At 38.8% G+C, this 16,434-nt stretch carries 13 protein-coding genes and 2 pseudogenes; 8 read left to right on the top strand and 7 right to left on the bottom strand.

The features are described 5' to 3' along the window. The first annotated feature begins 306 nt into the window (after positions 1-306). From FE392_RS12310 to FE392_RS12300, 3 genes are read left to right on the top strand one after another with little or no spacing between them, the layout of a single operon-like run. Positions 307-672 (top strand): hypothetical protein, encoded by a 366-nt coding sequence (locus FE392_RS12310; protein ID WP_319930520.1) that lies wholly within the window; start codon positions 307-309, stop codon positions 670-672. Then, complete coding sequence (locus FE392_RS12305) at positions 672-1,211, top strand: TauD/TfdA family dioxygenase (protein WP_319930519.1); 540 nt, start codon at positions 672-674, stop codon at positions 1,209-1,211. Before FE392_RS12310 ends, FE392_RS12305 begins: the two co-directional genes overlap by 1 nt. Positions 1,212-1,214: 3 nt before the next feature. After that, positions 1,215-2,003 carry a sulfite exporter TauE/SafE family protein gene (locus FE392_RS12300; RefSeq protein WP_319930518.1) on the top strand — a complete coding sequence of 263 codons (789 nt, stop codon included), beginning with the start codon at positions 1,215-1,217 and terminating at the stop codon, positions 2,001-2,003. A 373-nt stretch (positions 2,004-2,376) separates the two neighbouring features. On the opposite strand, the pseudogene FE392_RS12295 reads toward FE392_RS12300, so the two are convergent. The 4 genes and pseudogenes from FE392_RS12295 to guaB all read right to left on the bottom strand — a co-directional run bounded on the left by FE392_RS12295 (position 2,377) and on the right by guaB (position 6,621). Then, a pseudogene (locus FE392_RS12295) lies at positions 2,377-2,855 on the bottom strand (GNAT family N-acetyltransferase). Positions 2,856-3,146: 291 nt separating this feature from the next. Then, positions 3,147-3,322: pseudogene (locus FE392_RS12290) on the bottom strand (tyrosine-type recombinase/integrase); the annotation flags it as partial. Between the two features lie 177 nt (positions 3,323-3,499). Continuing rightward, positions 3,500-5,077 carry a glutamine-hydrolyzing GMP synthase gene (gene guaA / locus FE392_RS12285; protein ID WP_319930517.1) on the bottom strand — a complete coding sequence of 526 codons (1,578 nt, stop codon included), beginning with the start codon at positions 5,075-5,077 and terminating at the stop codon, positions 3,500-3,502. A 77-nt stretch (positions 5,078-5,154) separates the two neighbouring features. Beyond that, positions 5,155-6,621, bottom strand: a complete 1,467-nt coding sequence (gene guaB / locus FE392_RS12280) for an IMP dehydrogenase (protein ID WP_319930516.1) — start codon at positions 6,619-6,621, stop codon at positions 5,155-5,157. Between the two features lie 173 nt (positions 6,622-6,794). On the opposite strand from guaB, the gene xseA reads away from it, so the two are divergent. Next, positions 6,795-8,159 (top strand): exodeoxyribonuclease VII large subunit, encoded by a 1,365-nt coding sequence (gene xseA / locus FE392_RS12275; protein WP_319930515.1) that lies wholly within the window; start codon positions 6,795-6,797, stop codon positions 8,157-8,159. Between the two features lie 56 nt (positions 8,160-8,215). Here the strand turns inward: xseA and FE392_RS12270 are convergent, their stop codons facing one another. Beyond that, positions 8,216-9,418, bottom strand: coding sequence for a DUF1266 domain-containing protein (locus FE392_RS12270; protein ID WP_319930514.1), 1,203 nt, complete (start codon positions 9,416-9,418; stop codon positions 8,216-8,218). 871 nt (positions 9,419-10,289) lie between these two features. Here FE392_RS12270 and FE392_RS12265 point away from each other — a divergent pair. From FE392_RS12265 to FE392_RS12250, 4 genes are all read left to right on the top strand, one after another. Next, a complete protein-coding gene (locus FE392_RS12265; protein ID WP_319930513.1) occupies positions 10,290-10,499 on the top strand; it encodes a hypothetical protein in 210 nt (69 codons plus the stop codon). A gap of 68 nt (positions 10,500-10,567) precedes the next feature. Beyond that, positions 10,568-10,825, top strand: a complete 258-nt coding sequence (locus tag FE392_RS12260; RefSeq protein WP_319930512.1) for a hypothetical protein — start codon at positions 10,568-10,570, stop codon at positions 10,823-10,825. A 265-nt stretch (positions 10,826-11,090) separates the two neighbouring features. Then, positions 11,091-11,315 carry a hypothetical protein gene (locus FE392_RS12255; RefSeq protein WP_319930511.1) on the top strand — a complete coding sequence of 75 codons (225 nt, stop codon included), beginning with the start codon at positions 11,091-11,093 and terminating at the stop codon, positions 11,313-11,315. A 321-nt stretch (positions 11,316-11,636) separates the two neighbouring features. After that, positions 11,637-11,831, top strand: coding sequence for a hypothetical protein (locus tag FE392_RS12250; RefSeq protein ID WP_319930510.1), 195 nt, complete (start codon positions 11,637-11,639; stop codon positions 11,829-11,831). A gap of 54 nt (positions 11,832-11,885) precedes the next feature. On the opposite strand, the gene FE392_RS12245 is transcribed toward FE392_RS12250, so the two are convergent. Together FE392_RS12245 and FE392_RS12240 are read right to left on the bottom strand one after the other, a co-directional pair. Beyond that, the gene (locus FE392_RS12245; RefSeq protein WP_319930509.1) at positions 11,886-14,153 is read right to left on the bottom strand and encodes a TonB-dependent receptor domain-containing protein; all 2,268 of its coding nucleotides are present in this window, start codon (positions 14,151-14,153) and stop codon (positions 11,886-11,888) included. A 121-nt stretch (positions 14,154-14,274) separates the two neighbouring features. Further along, positions 14,275-16,422, bottom strand: coding sequence for a S9 family peptidase (locus FE392_RS12240; RefSeq protein WP_319930508.1), 2,148 nt, complete (start codon positions 16,420-16,422; stop codon positions 14,275-14,277). Positions 16,423-16,434 lie beyond the last annotated feature (12 nt).

The following is a 16,434-nucleotide window of genomic DNA, read 5'->3' as shown; positions in this document are numbered from 1 at the left end:
CTGTAATTTTGTGAAATTATTTATGAACATATGAAGCATGATTTACAATCAAATACATTCACAAATATAATGATTTATTTTTATGTATTTTGAATAAAAATAAAAAACACCAACACAAAATAAACAAATCATTTAATAACTGATTGTTTTTAATGAGTTATTCAATTAATTTTACCATGGCATTTTCATTAAATAAATTTAATTGTAAAAACATTTTAATGAAAGTTAAATGGTGGTACAGTTATTATTGCAATGTTAATTTTTTATTATGAACATATTTAATGATAGTGATAAAGGTAACTGCGAATGGATAACAATGAACTATATAGTTTATCAATAGATCAACTGGAAAATAAAAATAACTCTATCTCATGCTCAATGAACAAAAATAAATTGAATGAATATGATTATTTTATTGGTGATATCGAGGTTGATGAATTTTTACCTGAAACACCAACAAAAACAGGATATATCGAAGAAGAGGAAATTAAAAAATCAATCCTTTCTCTTATTAAACTCAATATTGAAATTGGTTTGTATCCCGTTGTTTATCAAGGAGAAAATAATGGAAGACTAATAAGAAACGTTGTCCCCAAAAAAGTGCAAAAAATCAAGTTAGCTCACATGGCTATTTTCATGATTTTTTCCCACATGTCGATAATCCAGATCTAATGATAAAAGGTGATTCTATTAAGAACACACCATGCCCAGAAACCTTATCATTATTATGTCTTAAAAAAGAAGACAATGTTTTCACAAGCATTATAAAACTTGATGATGTCCTAACAGATCTATCACAAAAGGATATAAATTTCTTAAAAGAAGATAATTATACAGTGAAAAGGCCTGATTCATTTGAAGGCAACTCGCAGATAGTAAATAATTTACCATTAATAAATGAATATAACGGTAAATATTATTCTAGATTTGATTATCATAATGTTTTTTCAGAAAGGAAAGAAAATAAAGAAGCACTGGATAAATTAAGAATATCTTCAATGGATAAACAAAAATGGATTAACTTATCATTAAATCCAGGGCAGGTTATCATATTTAATAACCAAAGAATATTTCATACAAGAAATGCATTTCAACCTCGTTTTGATGGTAATGATAGATGGTTATTAAGACTATTCTCTCTTTACAACAAACCAGAAAAGTCATTCTTTCTTAGTGAAAAATGCAATCATCATTTGAAAGTTATAGGATAATAAATGTTTATTGAAAATAGTTTAATTTCTGAGTATCTCTATTTGGGGATATTTATTTTAGTAATTGCTTCATTTGTGGCGGGGTATATCGATTCCATTGCAGGTGGTGCAGGGCTCATATTAATACCATCATTTATGCTAGTAGGACTTCCTCCACATCTTGCTTTGGGGCAAGAAAAACTAGTCAGTACTGTTGGTACAATAGCTGCAATTAAAAATTTCCTGAAAAATAAATCCATTATATGGAGCATTATTCCCGCAGGGATAATATCTTCTCTTTTAGGCGCATATATAGGAGCCAGAGCTGTAATTTATCTCCCAAGCCACATTATTACTTATATAATAATAGGAATGCTTCCGTTAGGTTTGTTAGCTGCCTTTTTTAAAGGAAAACTATCTTCAAAAAACGAAATTAAATCTCAAGTTAAAAAATCTGTCTTTATCGTTTTTATGACTTGTTTTATTGTGGGTTTTTATGATGGATTTTTTGGACCGGGAACGGGTAGTATTTTTATAATATGCCTTTATTTAATTAACAATTTAGATTTACTTAAAGCATCTGCCACTTCAAAAATCTTTAACTTCTCCTCAAACATAGGTGCATTTATTGCATTTGCAATATCTGGGAATATGGCATTTGTTATAGGTATTCCAATGATAATTGCGAGCTTATTAGGCAATCATATAGGTAGTATCCACGCAATCAAAACAAATGGTGAAATAGTAAAAAAAGTATTAATAATAACAGTAATAATTATGATGATAACATTGGTGCTAACTGGATTGAAGTAATAATTAAAGGGGCGAAAGCCTCTTTAATTATTATCGCTTGGGCAACAAACCGATCTAGTACATTAAAATCTAAAAAAATATTGGCAAACTATCCTTATCAATGCTGTTGATAAGATAATAACTATATACATATGAAGATCTTCCCCTACTTAGCCCATGATCGTGAAATATTATGCTCATCTAACAAATCAAATAAAAATACTTTTCATGGCTAATGTGAAAAATTAATAAAAATAATTACCCATCGTAAAAAAAACATTAAATCAATAAGTTACAAACTTTAAAATGGGATTTCCTAGATTGCATCGGCTATCTAGGCCCCCTAAAATTTCATATCTATATTTTAGTATTCGAACTGAATGACACCCTAAGTTTACCGAGAAATGAGCGGTTTACTCATATTGATTCCGGTAACTTGAAAGCCCATGACTTCATAAACATGTCTGGCTCGTTTATTATTGTCAGCCACTCTCAGCTTTATTTGTTGAAAACCTTTGCCTTTTAGCTCGTTTTCAAGAACCTCTAAAGCCCGTTTACCAAGACCTTGCCCCTGATATGCAGAAAAGATGTAAAAATCGCTAATGAATGCAATGTGCATCTCCGGATCCTGCTCGTACCATAAGTACCCGATAACTTTTTCAGAGCTTTCAGTCGGATCGACTATGCACAGCAAGACGTGACCGTCCGTATTAATGCCGTCAGGTAAGTCGATTCTATTTCTAGCTGCGCTTGTGCAATCGCTTCATTATCGGAAAGCCGGTAGTTAGAGGCGATCTCGGATGCATAGTCAGGAATAAAATATTCGAGAAAATTTAAAAACTCATCTTCCTGCATTGGTCTTAACGAAATCATTGATTGAGCCTTTATTAAAAAGTATGGGAGATGCAGTTGCGTTGCATGGTTTGTCACAATCGAAGATTGTTGTTCACATATCGGACGGTATCTCTTGGTTATATCATCGACGGCATTTTTGTTGATACCGAAATCGCGAGCAAACCTGCCTGTACGTTAACCAACAGAATAAAATACAACCATCCTTTATGAATTGAGAGCAGAAACACGTACAAAGCAGCAACTTTAAACGACAAGTATTCGCACGGCAATGAAAACGCCCTCATGCCTGCCGAGGCAAAAACACCAAATAGGGATTATCCAGAACGCTTCGGTTAAATTAATTTCTCTCCACGTTGCATTGGTCCGTTCGCTCTTGCGCATCATTGTCAGCAACAACAATTTAGCAGCTGCCCGAATGGGAGGCGTGCCAATGTGCTTCATATACTGGATATCAAGCCGATTTCATCGGGCGTCAATGCCCGATCTCATGATTCTAATCACGCTGAATGAGTTTACTTTCTGATTTCATAACACCCCCTTCAATAGGCAAAGGAAAGTGCCAATCTTATTCAAGACGGGACACAAGAATGAAAAAAGCCCGCATTTATGCGGGCTTAAGGTGTTTTAATGCTCTTTAATGCCGGTCTATACCGGACACGGGATTATTCCCATTCAATTGTTGCTGGTGGCTTGCCGCTTATGTCATAGACTACCCGCGAAATACCAGCGACTTCATTAATGATCCTGTTTGATACACGACCCAAGAAATCATATGGCAGATGCGCCCAATGAGCAGTCATAAAGTCAATGGTTTCTACCGCACGCAAAGAAACAACCCAGTCATACTTACGGCCATCGCCCATAACGCCCACTGAACGAACCGGCAGGAATACGGTGAATGCCTGGCTGACTTTGTTATACAGATCCGCTTTATGCAGTTCTTCGATGAAGATAGCATCAGCGCGACGCAGCAGGTCACAATATTCTTTTTTCACTTCGCCCAATACGCGAACACCAAGGCCCGGGCCTGGGAATGGATGGCGATACAACATGTCATAAGGCAGACCCAGTTCCAGACCGATACGGCGAACTTCGTCTTTGAACAGCTCTTTCAACGGTTCAACCAGACCCAGTTTCATATCTTCTGGCAGGCCACCTACGTTGTGGTGAGATTTGATGACATGCGCGTTACCCGTTGCAGATGCCGCAGATTCGATCACATCCGGGTAGATCGTACCCTGTGCCAACCATTTAATCTGAGTCTGTTTTGATGCTTCTTCATCAAATACGTCAATAAAGACGTGGCCAATAGTTTTACGCTTAGCTTCTGGCTCATCAATTCCGGCCAACGCAGACAGGAAGCGATCTTCAGCTTTAACATGGATAATGTTCAGGTCAAATTTACCTTCAAACATCTCCATGACCTGATCCGCCTCGTTCAAACGCAGCAAGCCGTTATCTACAAAGACACAGGTCAGACGCTTGCCGATAGCACGGTTCAACAACAATGCCGTAACAGAGGAATCCACGCCACCAGACAGTGCCAGAATCACCTGATCATCGCCAATTTGCGCACGCAGACGTTCTACAATATCGTCAATAATAGAAGCCGGTGTCCACAACGCTTCACACTGACAAATATCCAACACAAAGCGTTTCAGGATGCTCAAGCCCTGATGAGTATGAGTTACTTCCGGGTGGAATTGCACACCATAAAAACGCTTTTCATCATTTGCCATAATGGCAAACGGGCAAGTGTCGGTGCTGGCAACTGTGATGAAATCATCAGGAATAGCGGTAACTTTATCGCCATGACTCATCCATACATCCAACAAAGGTTTGCCGTCTTCGCTCAGAGCATCTTGAATATCACGGAATAAATCACAGTCATTTTTGATTTCAACCTGCGCATAACCAAATTCACGCTCGTTGGAACCGGAAACCTGACCGCCCAATTGCATGGACATGGTTTGCATGCCATAACAAACCCCCAACACAGGTACACCTGCGTTAAAGACATATTCTGGAGCGCGAGGACTATTGTTTTCAGTGGTACTTTCTGGGCCACCAGAAAGGATGATTCCGTTTGGATTGAATTCGCGGATTTGCTCTTCGGTTACATTCCATGTCCAAAGTTCACAATAAACACCAATTTCACGAATACGGCGGGCAATAAGCTGTGTATATTGCGAGCCAAAATCAAGGATCAGAATGCGATGTTTATGGATATTAGTTGTCATTTGAGGTGAATTCCCAAAACAAGTGGCAATTGAAAGATAAAAAATCAGTGGCCCGATTACGGGCCACTCTAGATAAATTACAGACCTAAACGGTAGTTTGGTGATTCTTTGGTAATAGTCACGTCATGAACGTGGCTTTCCTGAATACCAGCACCACTGATACGAACAAATTCTGCTTTAGTTCTCAGTTCGTCAATGGTTGCACAACCAGTCAGGCCCATGCAGGAACGCAGGCCACCCATCTGTTGGTGAACAATGCTTTTCAGCAGGCCTTTATAAGCCACACGGCCTTCAATACCTTCAGGAACCAGCTTGTCAGCAGCATTGTCAGTCTGGAAGTAACGGTCAGAAGAGCCTTTGGACATCGCGCCCAGAGAGCCCATTCCACGGTAAGATTTGAACGAACGGCCTTGATACAGTTCGATTTCTCCCGGAGATTCTTCGGTGCCCGCCAGCATTGAACCGACCATGACACATGCCGCGCCCGCCGCGATCGCTTTGGCTATGTCACCGGAGAAACGGATGCCGCCATCAGCAATAACAGGAATGCCAGTGCCTTCCAGCGCTTCAACCGCATCTGCGATAGCCGTGATTTGAGGAACCCCTACACCCGTTACAATACGGGTTGTACAAATGGAACCAGGACCAATGCCCACTTTCACTGCGTTCACACCTGCGGCGACCAGCGCTTTGGCACCTTCGCCAGTTGCGACGTTACCACCGATGATTTGCAGATTAGGATATTTAGCGCGGGTTTCACGAATGCGTTGCAAAACACCTTCAGAATGACCGTGGGAAGAGTCGATCAACAACACGTCCACACCCGCAGCGACCAGCGCATCAACTCGTTCTTCGTTGCCAGCGCCTGCACCAACCGCAGCACCAACACGCAGACGACCCTGTTCATCTTTACACGCGTTTGGTTTACGCTCTGCTTTCTGGAAATCTTTTACCGTAATCATGCCAAGCAGGTGGAAGTTATCATCAACAACCAGCGCCTTTTCGACACGTTGTTCGTGCATTTTCTGCAAGACAACTTCACGGGCTTCGCCTTCTTTTACTGTCACCAGGCGCTCTTTCGGTGTCATCACCGCAGTCACTGGCTGATCCAGATCGGTAACGAAACGCACATCACGACCGGTAATAATGCCAACCAGTTCATTCGCTTCTGTTACAACCGGATAACCAGCAAAACCATTACGTTCAGTCAGTTCATGAACTTCACGCAGAGTCGTTTGTGGTGTTACAGTGACAGGATCAGTGACAACACCGCTTTCGTGTTTCTTCACGCGGCTGACTTCTTCAGCCTGACGTTCGATTGACATATTCTTATGAATGAAGCCAATGCCCCCTTCCTGAGCCAGTGCGATTGCCAGTGAAGATTCCGTCACGGTATCCATGGCTGCTGAAAGCATAGGAACGTTCAGACGAATAGTAGAAGTTAATTGAGTAGACAGATCCGCTGTGTTAGGCAGGACTGTAGAATGGGCAGGAACCAACAGAACATCATCAAATGTTAATGCTTCTTTTTTAATACGTAACATGGGCAATATCTCACCAAGCAATGGGGCAATAAGAGGGATAAAATATTGCCGCGGCATTATACAGGCCGAAATCGGTTGCCTCCAGCATTTTTTAAAAAAAATTCTTGATTAGTCATACAGGAAGATTAATATCGGTTAATTAAGTCCTTGTTTTAAAATTTGATCTAGCTCACATGTCACTACCTACCAATACCGGAATTTTTTCTGTTAGCCGCCTTAATCAGACGGTTCGCCAGCTATTGGAGCTGGAAATGGGCAGGATTTGGCTTTCTGCCGAAATGTCCAATTTTTCTCAGCCATCATCAGGACATTGGTATTTCACCTTAAAAGATGAACGGGCACAAATTCGTGCTGCCATGTTTCGTGGCCAAAATCTAAAGGCAACATTTCGACCGCAAAATGGTCAACAGGTATTGGTTCGGGCACAAATTACCCTGTATGAGCCTCGCGGTGACTACCAGTTAATCGTGGAAAGCATTCAACCTGCCGGTGATGGGTTGTTGCAACAACAATTTGAAGTATTGAAACAAAAACTCACTGCTGAAGGTTTGTTTGATCAAATTCATAAAAAACCACTGCTCTCGCCTGCAAAACGGCTTGGTGTCATCACTTCCGCCAGTGGCGCTGCCTTGCACGATATTCTCAATATTTTGAAGCGCCGTGATCCTTCCCTGCCCATTATCATTTACCCCACCGCAGTTCAGGGTGCCGAAGCGCCATTGCAGATTATCCGGGCAATTGAGCTGGCAAATGCACGGCAAGAGTGTGATGTCCTGATTGTCGGACGTGGAGGAGGATCACTGGAAGACTTATGGTGCTTCAATGACGAACGCGTTGCACGGGCAATATTCCAAAGTCATATTCCTGTTGTCAGTGCTGTCGGGCATGAAACGGATGTCACCATTGCGGATTTTGTCGCTGATTTACGTGCCCCAACGCCTTCTGCGGCAGCAGAACTGGTTAGCCGTAATCAAATCGAATTATTGAGACAAGTACAATCTCTGCAGCAACGGTTCGAAATGGCGATGGATTATTTCTTCGCCCAGAAACAGCGTGAGTTCAATGTATTGCAGCATAGACTCAGACAGCAACGCCCTGATTTGCAATTGGCACGCCAGCAAAACCATTTGGCTGGATTACGCCAAAAACTGATTGATGCCTTTTCACGTTGCCTAAAACAGCATGCTAATTCACATGAGAGAATTAGCCAGCGCCTAGTGCAAACGCACCCGGAGCGAAAAATCCGCCACCACAATCAGTCCATCCAACAACTTGATTTTCGATTGAAACAAGCTGTTGAACGGCAATTAGGCCGTTACCGGGAGAAATTTGCTGTGGCCTGTTCACGGATGGAAGCAGTCAGCCCGCTGGCAACGTTGAGTCGTGGTTACAGTATCAGTGAAGCGCCTGATGGAACATTGTTAAAACAAGTTAAACAGGTGAAAACTGGGGATACGCTGAAAACACGGTTGCAAGATGGCTGGGTTGAGAGTCAGGTGACTCAGGTGAAGAAAAACCGTAAGAAAAAATTAAATTAATCCGTTATCAATATTAAAGTGCTCAAATCTTACAACTTGAGCACATTTTTTATACCTTATGATTCATCAGCTCTAACTTGTGACCTAATGGCTTCATGTACTTCATTAAAATCAATATCGGGATTTTGTTTTGCCAACACTTCAGTCAGCGCTTGGGCAAATGAATGGGTTTCGATGGGAGGCAAATCGCTATTCCAATCGATAGCGCTGGTTGGACTATTTTCGTCATTCAGCAATGCACGGATAATATTGACATATTCAGGCTGACACTCAGCCCAATCCCCATCCGTTGATGCCCAAAACCAGCGTGTAAGCGCAAAGTGATACCAGAGGTTATCCCAGCCGCTATAAACCATCCGTAGCAATGGGGCGAGCATGAGCGTCCAGTTTTTCGCTTCCTGCTCTGAGATGTATTGCAATTTGCAGCCATTCAGACACAACATGCTGAAACGGACATAATCCCACGCTAAATATTGGATATGCTGAATATCGTTCTCATTGTTATACATCATGGTATAACGCCAAAGAGTTTCTTGTTTATCGGATTCACTCATATCACTCTTCTGAATACCCGCCAGGATTTCATCGAATTCCGGTTTTGATAATTTATTCAGTTCATCTCGCATATTGTAGTAATCGACAGCATGTCCCCTCACCAGCAGAGTAAATAGCTGGTAAACCAGATCATCGCGGTTTTCAATACCCCAGGCTGATGCTAAGCCTCCATCATCTTCTGCTTGAGAATAATCATTGCAGCTCCATCCATCAAAACAGGCATAAGGTGCGCCTAATATCATGCCCCAATCAGAAGTGGTAAGAGGCTGAGAATTTTCAGGAATATAGGGTTCGTTTTCACCTTGCGCTGAATTCTTTATATTTGTCAGTGTGTTTTGATCGAAGATGACATAATTATGACCATTATAAATCACAAGGTCACATTGGAATTCGCCAACAAGATAGTACAAATGTTCAGCACGGAACTGATGAAAATTTTCAGGATTATTGCCCGTAGATTCAGCACCATTCCATGACGCAGGATTTTCTTCAGAGAGATAAGCAATGATATACGGCCTGAAATGGAATTCAGGATCTTCCTTTATCGAAAAGGTATAGTCATCACTGTTGTCTGCAACGGAAGTGGCAAGCCAAAAATCGGATGAGTGGAATAGATTAAAAAATTCAATAAAGAGTTGCGTTTTTTGGTCTTGATCTGTTGCATTATGAAATTCAATCCACGTATCTATTAACTTATCTGACATGAGCGTAATATCCTGAATAGGTAGTCGAAATTAACATTGCCATTATCTTAATGAAGTAAGTTATTCTAATGACAAGCACTATTTTACTCATAAATAATTTTTTTCATTGTGTGAACAGTGCCCGTTAATTAGTTTTATTCGCCAATATCTGTTCAATTCTAATAAGTTCATGCACTCGTAAAAATTTCACTTTCAGTGAAGGGAGTTTGATTTCACCCCAAAAAGCACTTTTAGTTCTGGCACTGAGAGCCTTCTCACATGCTCCTAGATTTCCTTTTCTACATTGTTTTTCAGTAGGCTAATTTATATTTTAGCAGTCAAGCGATATGGTATTGGCAACTCCAGTCACAGGTAACGTTTTCTTAATTAATTGTCGATCAAATTCTTATTCATTATTCGAATAAAGGATTAGGTATCTAGCTGTGAGTGAAATTATTAACAGAGCCAACCTTGTTATCAATCACCTTCAGTAGATATTTTATTTAGTTTAAAATAAAAAGGTTAAGTTAAGCCTTATACTTTTCTTCCAATTTTTTTCATTTTATTGGTTGATGAATGATGATTTTATTCTAGACTTGATAGTAAGGATGTTGACTTACTATTAATAAAGAATTTCTGGCAAAGAAACCTTTTTCTGATTATTTGTGAGGTTTTTTATGTAATTAATTTTTATTATTTAAGCACACAGCACACGCCTTATTATAATACCAATTCAATTACGAACATCAGAATAAATAATTTAAATTAATAGAACAAAAAAACACTCCTGATTTTATTTATAGCTACCAATGATCATCAATTGATATTTTGAATTATAATTTCTCATGGAATTATATAATGACATCACACAACATTAAATAGCGAGTATATTATGGCTGAAAAAAGCATAGCAGAACTTTCCAAAAATTTTTGGATGGACCTAGATAACATCAATTCTGGGCTGTCAGAAGTTTCCTCAAATATAGTAAATGCATTAAGATATGGTGGAGTAATAGACGAGGATTTAGAAAAAACTATAAACTCCATACTCAAAGAAGGCTTCGATGGAATTAGCTCTGCCATTAAAAAGCAAGAGAAATAATAAAAACATTCAATTAACAGACTATGATTTTATAAATCATGAAATTTATTATAAATAGAGAGAAAAACATGAGTAAATTAGCACAAGAACCTAAAAAAGAAAAGTATCCCGAAGAATTCTGGACATCGTTGAGGAAAATATTTTCTGGAGTCCAAACAATGAATAATGGAGTTACAGCAGCAGTAAAAGATTTCGATAAAAACACAGCAAAAAGTACACTTGTTATTGCAGGGTGGGTACATTTTGGTATAGGAACCGGCGTAGCTGTTGCAGATATTTTAATTAATTTATGTCAACAACTAGACTTTAGCAAAAGCACAGACTAAAAAAACTCAATACTGATACTATTTTTCTATAGTAATCATTCTATACATTCTTTAAATTTCAATTTGTGCTTGGAATAAAAAATAATTCATTATCTCCCCCGCTACGCGGGGAGATAGTGAATATGCCTTGAAATAAAATGTGTACAAAACAAAAAACAAATCATTAATCACTCTAGATTGTTATTTAAAATAATAGAGTATTTCTTACCATCAAACATACAATTAACTCATCTGAATTTACCCAAAATTAAATTGCGAGAAAATTATGAACGAAACAACAAAATCAGAAAGCAATCTATTACTACCTAATAATTTTTGGACAACCATGGAAATAATAGTAGATATCATATTCGATAAAATAACAAAAATTATTAATCTATTAATTAGAAAAGGATATCTTTCTGAAGGCTTTAGGTATCCAGCTAATTCATTATTATCCGCTATAGCCGGAGCTATTAAGAGCTATTTAGAAAGTAAAATAACAAAATAGATTTAAAATACATAAAAATATATTTTTATGTATTAAACTTGGTAAAAATAGCGGTAAGATATTGCCGCTATTTTGTAGTGATTTTTATCCTATTAAAAACGAATCTCTACATCCATCATATATGAATTCACCACGAACTGTTTAAGTTTTTAGGGTCTCGTCACATAAAAATATGCTGATAACATCATGTGGTTTGAAAATTTAACTAAAATATTTTTTAAACAGATGCCTATTTCACCATATGCCATATGATGGATTTATATTCTCTAAAAATAAAATTGCGAGTAGATTATGAATGGAATAATAAAGTCAAGAAACAGCATGTTATTAACTGATGATTTTTGGAAATTTCTGGAGGATATAGTAAATGCTATATCCAATACATTAAAAAATATCGCTAGTGCCTTGAATAAGTTTGGAATTATTTCTTATGATAATACTCGAGAAATTAGACTAATGATAAGTTCGATTGCAACAGCTATTAATCTTTATTTTGAAAGTAAAATGACTCAATAACATTATAAAAATAGCGGTAAATGATTACCGCTATTTTTGAATATTTTTATTCTATTAGAAACGAATCTCAGCGCCCATAACGTAGGTTCTGCCGCGTGCTGTTTGTGTTTTAGACTCTTGTTCTTGCATAAGAGGTGACGAATTCATTCTATTAAGCGCTTCAGAGTAATTTCGATTAGTCAGATTTTGTATTGAAAATTTTAGGAATACATTTTTATTGATTTGATAGTCACTATACAAATCAATAATTGTAGGAACCTTGTCTGATTCATCCATTTTTACTCTCTTGTTTTCATCCACATCGCCAGCAGGGTTCATGTGATAAGATTTTCCTGTATATTTTACAATAGCCCCTAATCTAATTTTTTCATCTAAAATGCGAACACCTGTATCCAATGTCAAATAACTCTCTGGTAATTGGGATGCAGGGCTTCCGCCGAACATGTGTGTCGTTATTGATGTTGGTTGCTGAGTTTTTTGTTGGCTATATGCTAATGAACTATAAAACATACCTACATCATAATTAGCAGAGATTTCATAACCTTTCATAGTCACTGGTGTCAAACTATTGGTATGAAGAGAACCTGCAACATTTTCATTGAGTGATTTTTCTTCTTCGTTGGTTAAATTTCCATCTAGTATGCATAATTTCCTGTTAAGGCAAAGCATATACGGTTCACTACTAATATAATTTTTAATTTTAGTATGGAAGAACGCTGCTTTTAGACGAAATGTATCACCATCTACAATTAAGTTCGGACGATAACTATTAAAACCAATTTGATAAGTATCCGCATTTTCACCTTTCAAGAAAGGATTAATAGAAGCACCGCCATCCATGGTGGTGAAAATTTCCTGAGCATTGGGAGCTCTCATTGAATGCGAATAGCTTGCAAAAGGTTGAAACTCAGGGATAATTTCTGCTGACAATAAGATGTTTGGATTGAACCCATTTTCTTTAAGATTTAACTGAGCCTCGCCCTGAGGAAAACACTCCACTCGATCTTCACAAGCTGGTTTTTTCCCTTTCACACTGTAATTCAGATAGTTTAATCCTAAATCAGCGGTGTAAATATCACGTTCAATCTTCAATTTACTATAAATGCTGCCAATATCTTGTTTACCACTTGGAGAAAACATATTATTTTCTGCAATCTGTTTATCTCTAATTATATCACCAGTACTTACATCTATACTTTTCCGATACTCTGTATGCATCCACTTACTACCTAGAGTGAACGAAAAATCAGTATTTCCATAATTGAACCGACTGGTATTTTTTATATCAATAGAATTTGATTTTCCATTTGATTCGCTTTCCCCTAATACACCCATCGTCCTAGGAAGATATTTTTGCCTTCCATTACTGGTACTTAGCATTATTTTAGCATCGACCAGTTCAGTAAATGGAGTGTAGTTATATTTCAAATAATAATCATAATTATCAATATGGCGCTTATTGAATTTATTATGATAAAAACGGCTACTTAATTCTAAGTCATGGAAATCATTGGGTTTAATATTTATTTTCATTAATTGAGAATTTGGCTTTTGTTTGAATGTTTCGCTTGTACCAAATTCCTCACTGCTTATACCTTCAGCATTTCTATAGTGAGCTTCAATATTATGCCCGCTAACAGCAAAGATAGCTCCTAAAGAACCTTCTGGACTGAATGCTTGTGTTTTTCCTGCAACAGCCATCATACCACTTCGGCCAATGCCATTATTACCATATGTCCATTTAGTACGAACACCTAGGCTATTGCCTTCGAATACCACATCATCAACACCAATGGTGCGGAAATTAGCACTTCCAACCAAGGCATTGACAGAATCTGAATCATCAGCTTGACCACGAGCAATATCAACACGAACAATAAAGTTTGGATCAACTAATGCCCCAAACTGGCTATAAGGCTGTGTTCCGTGCGAAACCTCACTCGTTGCCGAACCATAAAAGCTTTGGCTAATACCGTCAACCATCATATTGACGCGACCAAAACCACTCAAGCCACGAATATTGACACTGACAACCCCTTGCCCCTGACTGGCATCCATTTGTGTATACGTTCCCGGCAAACTGCGCAATACGCTATCCATGGACTCTAACTTATTATCTTCACCCACAGAGCTATAAGAACCCGGTTTTTCCATTGCCTCAATCTGTGGAGAATTTTTATTATCCTGCGCACCTGAAACTTTCAAGCTGCTGAACCGCACGACTTTTTCTTTTTTATTGTCGTCCGTATTTTCAGCATAAGCGATTCCCTGGAGGCCCATCAGCACAGCGCTGACTCCAGCTATTCTAGCTACAATTTTCATTAACCTTACCCTAAATAGATCTAATATTTATTGTTGTTCACATTGCTTCGCAAATTTGTGTGTAAAGCATCCATAACACTGATAATTTTTACCAGTGTTATGGATTATTAAATAATGATTTTTATTCGTCTTTTAATTCTGGGAAATAAGTTTTCGCGTCATCCAACATTAATAAGAAACTATAATCAAAAGCGATATCGTTAATACGATTAAAGCGCCCTGGTTTTCCACCGTGACCTGTATCCATATTTGTCTCCAATAATAAGAGACTATCGCCTTGTTTCATTTCTCTTAATTTTGCTACCCATTTTGCTGGTTCCCAATATTGAACTTGAGAATCATGCAAGCCTGTCGTCACCAGCAAATGCGGATAACGCTTATGTTCGATATTGTCATAAGGGCTATAGGATTTAATGCGGTAATAATCTTCTTTATTATTTGGATTGCCCCACTCTTCATATTCCCCCGTTGTCAATGGAATGGAGGAATCAAGCATTGTGGTTAATGCATCCACAAATGGGACTTTCGCGATTACGCCACGATATAATTCTGGAGCCTGATTAATCACAGCGCCCATTAATAAACCGCCCGCGCTGCCACCTTCCGCATAAACACGCTTGCTGTTACCATAGCCATCAGCAATCAGTTTTTTGGTCGCATCAATAAAATCGTTAAAACTGTTCATTTTGTTTTCGATTTTACCTTGTAGATACCAATTCTTGCCTAAATCCCCACCGCCACGGACGTGTACCAATGCGTACACGAAACCGCGATCTAATAAGCTCAGAAGCGCTGAACTGAAATAGGGATCCATACTGATGCCATAAGCACCATAACCATAAATCAGAATTGGGTTCTCACCTTTTTTAAATAAGGATTTGCGATATACCAAAGAAACCGGAACTTCCTTCCCATCTCGGGCAGTTACCCAAATGCGCTGGCTTTCATAGTTCTCTTTGTTGAATCCTTTAACTTCCTGCTGTTTCAGCAATTCACGCTCACCTGTTTGCATATTCCACTGGAATACTGAACTTGGTGTTGTCAGGGAGGAATAGCTATAGCGCAATAAATTGGTATCCGGCTCTGGGTTATAGCTCAATGACGCCATATAAGCAGGATCATCAAATTGGACGCGCTTTTCTTGTTTGGTTTTCCAGTCAATTTGGCGAATTGACGATAGCCCTTTCGTACGTTCTTCTACAACCAGCCAATTATTGAATAGCACGAAGTCTTCCAGATCGGTATTTTCCTGCGGTGCAATCACTGTTTCCCATGATTTATTGATAGTCGCTGTGCGGTATAAACCAAACAGTGGGCTTTCATGGTTAGAACGGATATAGAACTGACCACGGAAATGATCGAGGTCGTATTCGCGCCCCGCCTGACGGGCAGAGAAAACCTGTGGTTCCGCTTGTGGATTATTCGCATCAATCAGCCGATATTCCCCGCTAGAATAACTGGTGCTCGACACTAAGATATAATCATGCGAAGTACTTATCCCGATCGACAAATAAAAACGATCATCTTCTTCTTGATAAACTTTTTTATCCTGTTTGGTATCGGTGCCGTATTGATGGCGGAACAATTGATAAGGCAATAAAGTTTGTGGATCCCTGCGCACGTAAAACAGGGTTTTGCCATCGTTAGCCCACAAAATGTTGCCAGAGGTGTTTTCGATCACACTATTCTGCCAATCAGTGTCAGCAAAATTTTTAAATGAGATGTGGTAGTTGCGGCGCCCCTGCGTGTCTTCCGCTATCGCGATGCGTTTATTATCTAACGAAACGGTAAATCCGCCGATTTGATAAAACTTATGGCCCTTTGCCCGCTCGTTACCGTCAACCATGACCAACCAGTCTGTCGAATTATCGACAGGTTTCCGTTGGTAGATAGGAAAATCTTTTCCTGCCTCATAGACAGTACGATAAATATAACCATTATAAGTATAAGGAACAGACTGATCTTCTTTATTCATTCTATCAGTCATTTCTTTATACAGAGTTTCACGCAGTTCTTTGCCTGATTCAAGCATCTGCTCGGTGTACTGATTTTCAGCTTTCAGGTAATTGATGACGTTTTCGTCCTGACGATTATCATCACGCATCCAATAATAATTATCGACGCGGGAATCTCCGTGCATTTCCATTTGATGTGGCTGTTTTTTGGCCGTAGGTGGAACCATATTTTCCTCCATTGCGATAGTGGCAAAGCTCGTACTTAATAGACCCGTACTCAACAAACTACCACCCAGCAAAAAACTAAGTATCATTCTTTTACTGCG

This window comes from Xenorhabdus santafensis, from assembly GCF_033949405.1.
GTDB lineage: Bacteria > Pseudomonadota > Gammaproteobacteria > Enterobacterales > Enterobacteriaceae > Xenorhabdus > Xenorhabdus santafensis.
Note: the sequence above shows the minus strand (reverse complement) of the source record. Positions and strands in the feature narration are given on the sequence as shown.

Bases quoted from the DNA above. Each gene is read 5' to 3' on its own strand.
- FE392_RS12310 (WP_319930520.1), top strand. From the start codon at position 307: ATGGATAACAATGAACTATATAGTTTATCAATAGATCAACTGGAAAAT.
- FE392_RS12305 (WP_319930519.1), top strand. From the start codon at position 672: ATGATAAAAGGTGATTCTATTAAGAACACACCATGCCCAGAAACCTTA.
- FE392_RS12300 (WP_319930518.1), top strand. From the start codon at position 1,215: ATGTTTATTGAAAATAGTTTAATTTCTGAGTATCTCTATTTGGGGATA.
- guaA (WP_319930517.1), bottom strand. From the start codon at position 5,077: ATGACAACTAATATCCATAAACATCGCATTCTGATCCTTGATTTTGGC.
- guaB (WP_319930516.1), bottom strand. From the start codon at position 6,621: ATGTTACGTATTAAAAAAGAAGCATTAACATTTGATGATGTTCTGTTG.
- xseA (WP_319930515.1), top strand. From the start codon at position 6,795: ATGTCACTACCTACCAATACCGGAATTTTTTCTGTTAGCCGCCTTAAT.
- FE392_RS12270 (WP_319930514.1), bottom strand. From the start codon at position 9,418: ATGTCAGATAAGTTAATAGATACGTGGATTGAATTTCATAATGCAACA.
- FE392_RS12265 (WP_319930513.1), top strand. From the start codon at position 10,290: ATGGCTGAAAAAAGCATAGCAGAACTTTCCAAAAATTTTTGGATGGAC.
- FE392_RS12260 (WP_319930512.1), top strand. From the start codon at position 10,568: ATGAGTAAATTAGCACAAGAACCTAAAAAAGAAAAGTATCCCGAAGAA.
- FE392_RS12255 (WP_319930511.1), top strand. From the start codon at position 11,091: ATGAACGAAACAACAAAATCAGAAAGCAATCTATTACTACCTAATAAT.
- FE392_RS12250 (WP_319930510.1), top strand. From the start codon at position 11,637: ATGTTATTAACTGATGATTTTTGGAAATTTCTGGAGGATATAGTAAAT.
- FE392_RS12245 (WP_319930509.1), bottom strand. From the start codon at position 14,153: ATGAAAATTGTAGCTAGAATAGCTGGAGTCAGCGCTGTGCTGATGGGC.
- FE392_RS12240 (WP_319930508.1), bottom strand. From the start codon at position 16,422: ATGATACTTAGTTTTTTGCTGGGTGGTAGTTTGTTGAGTACGGGTCTA.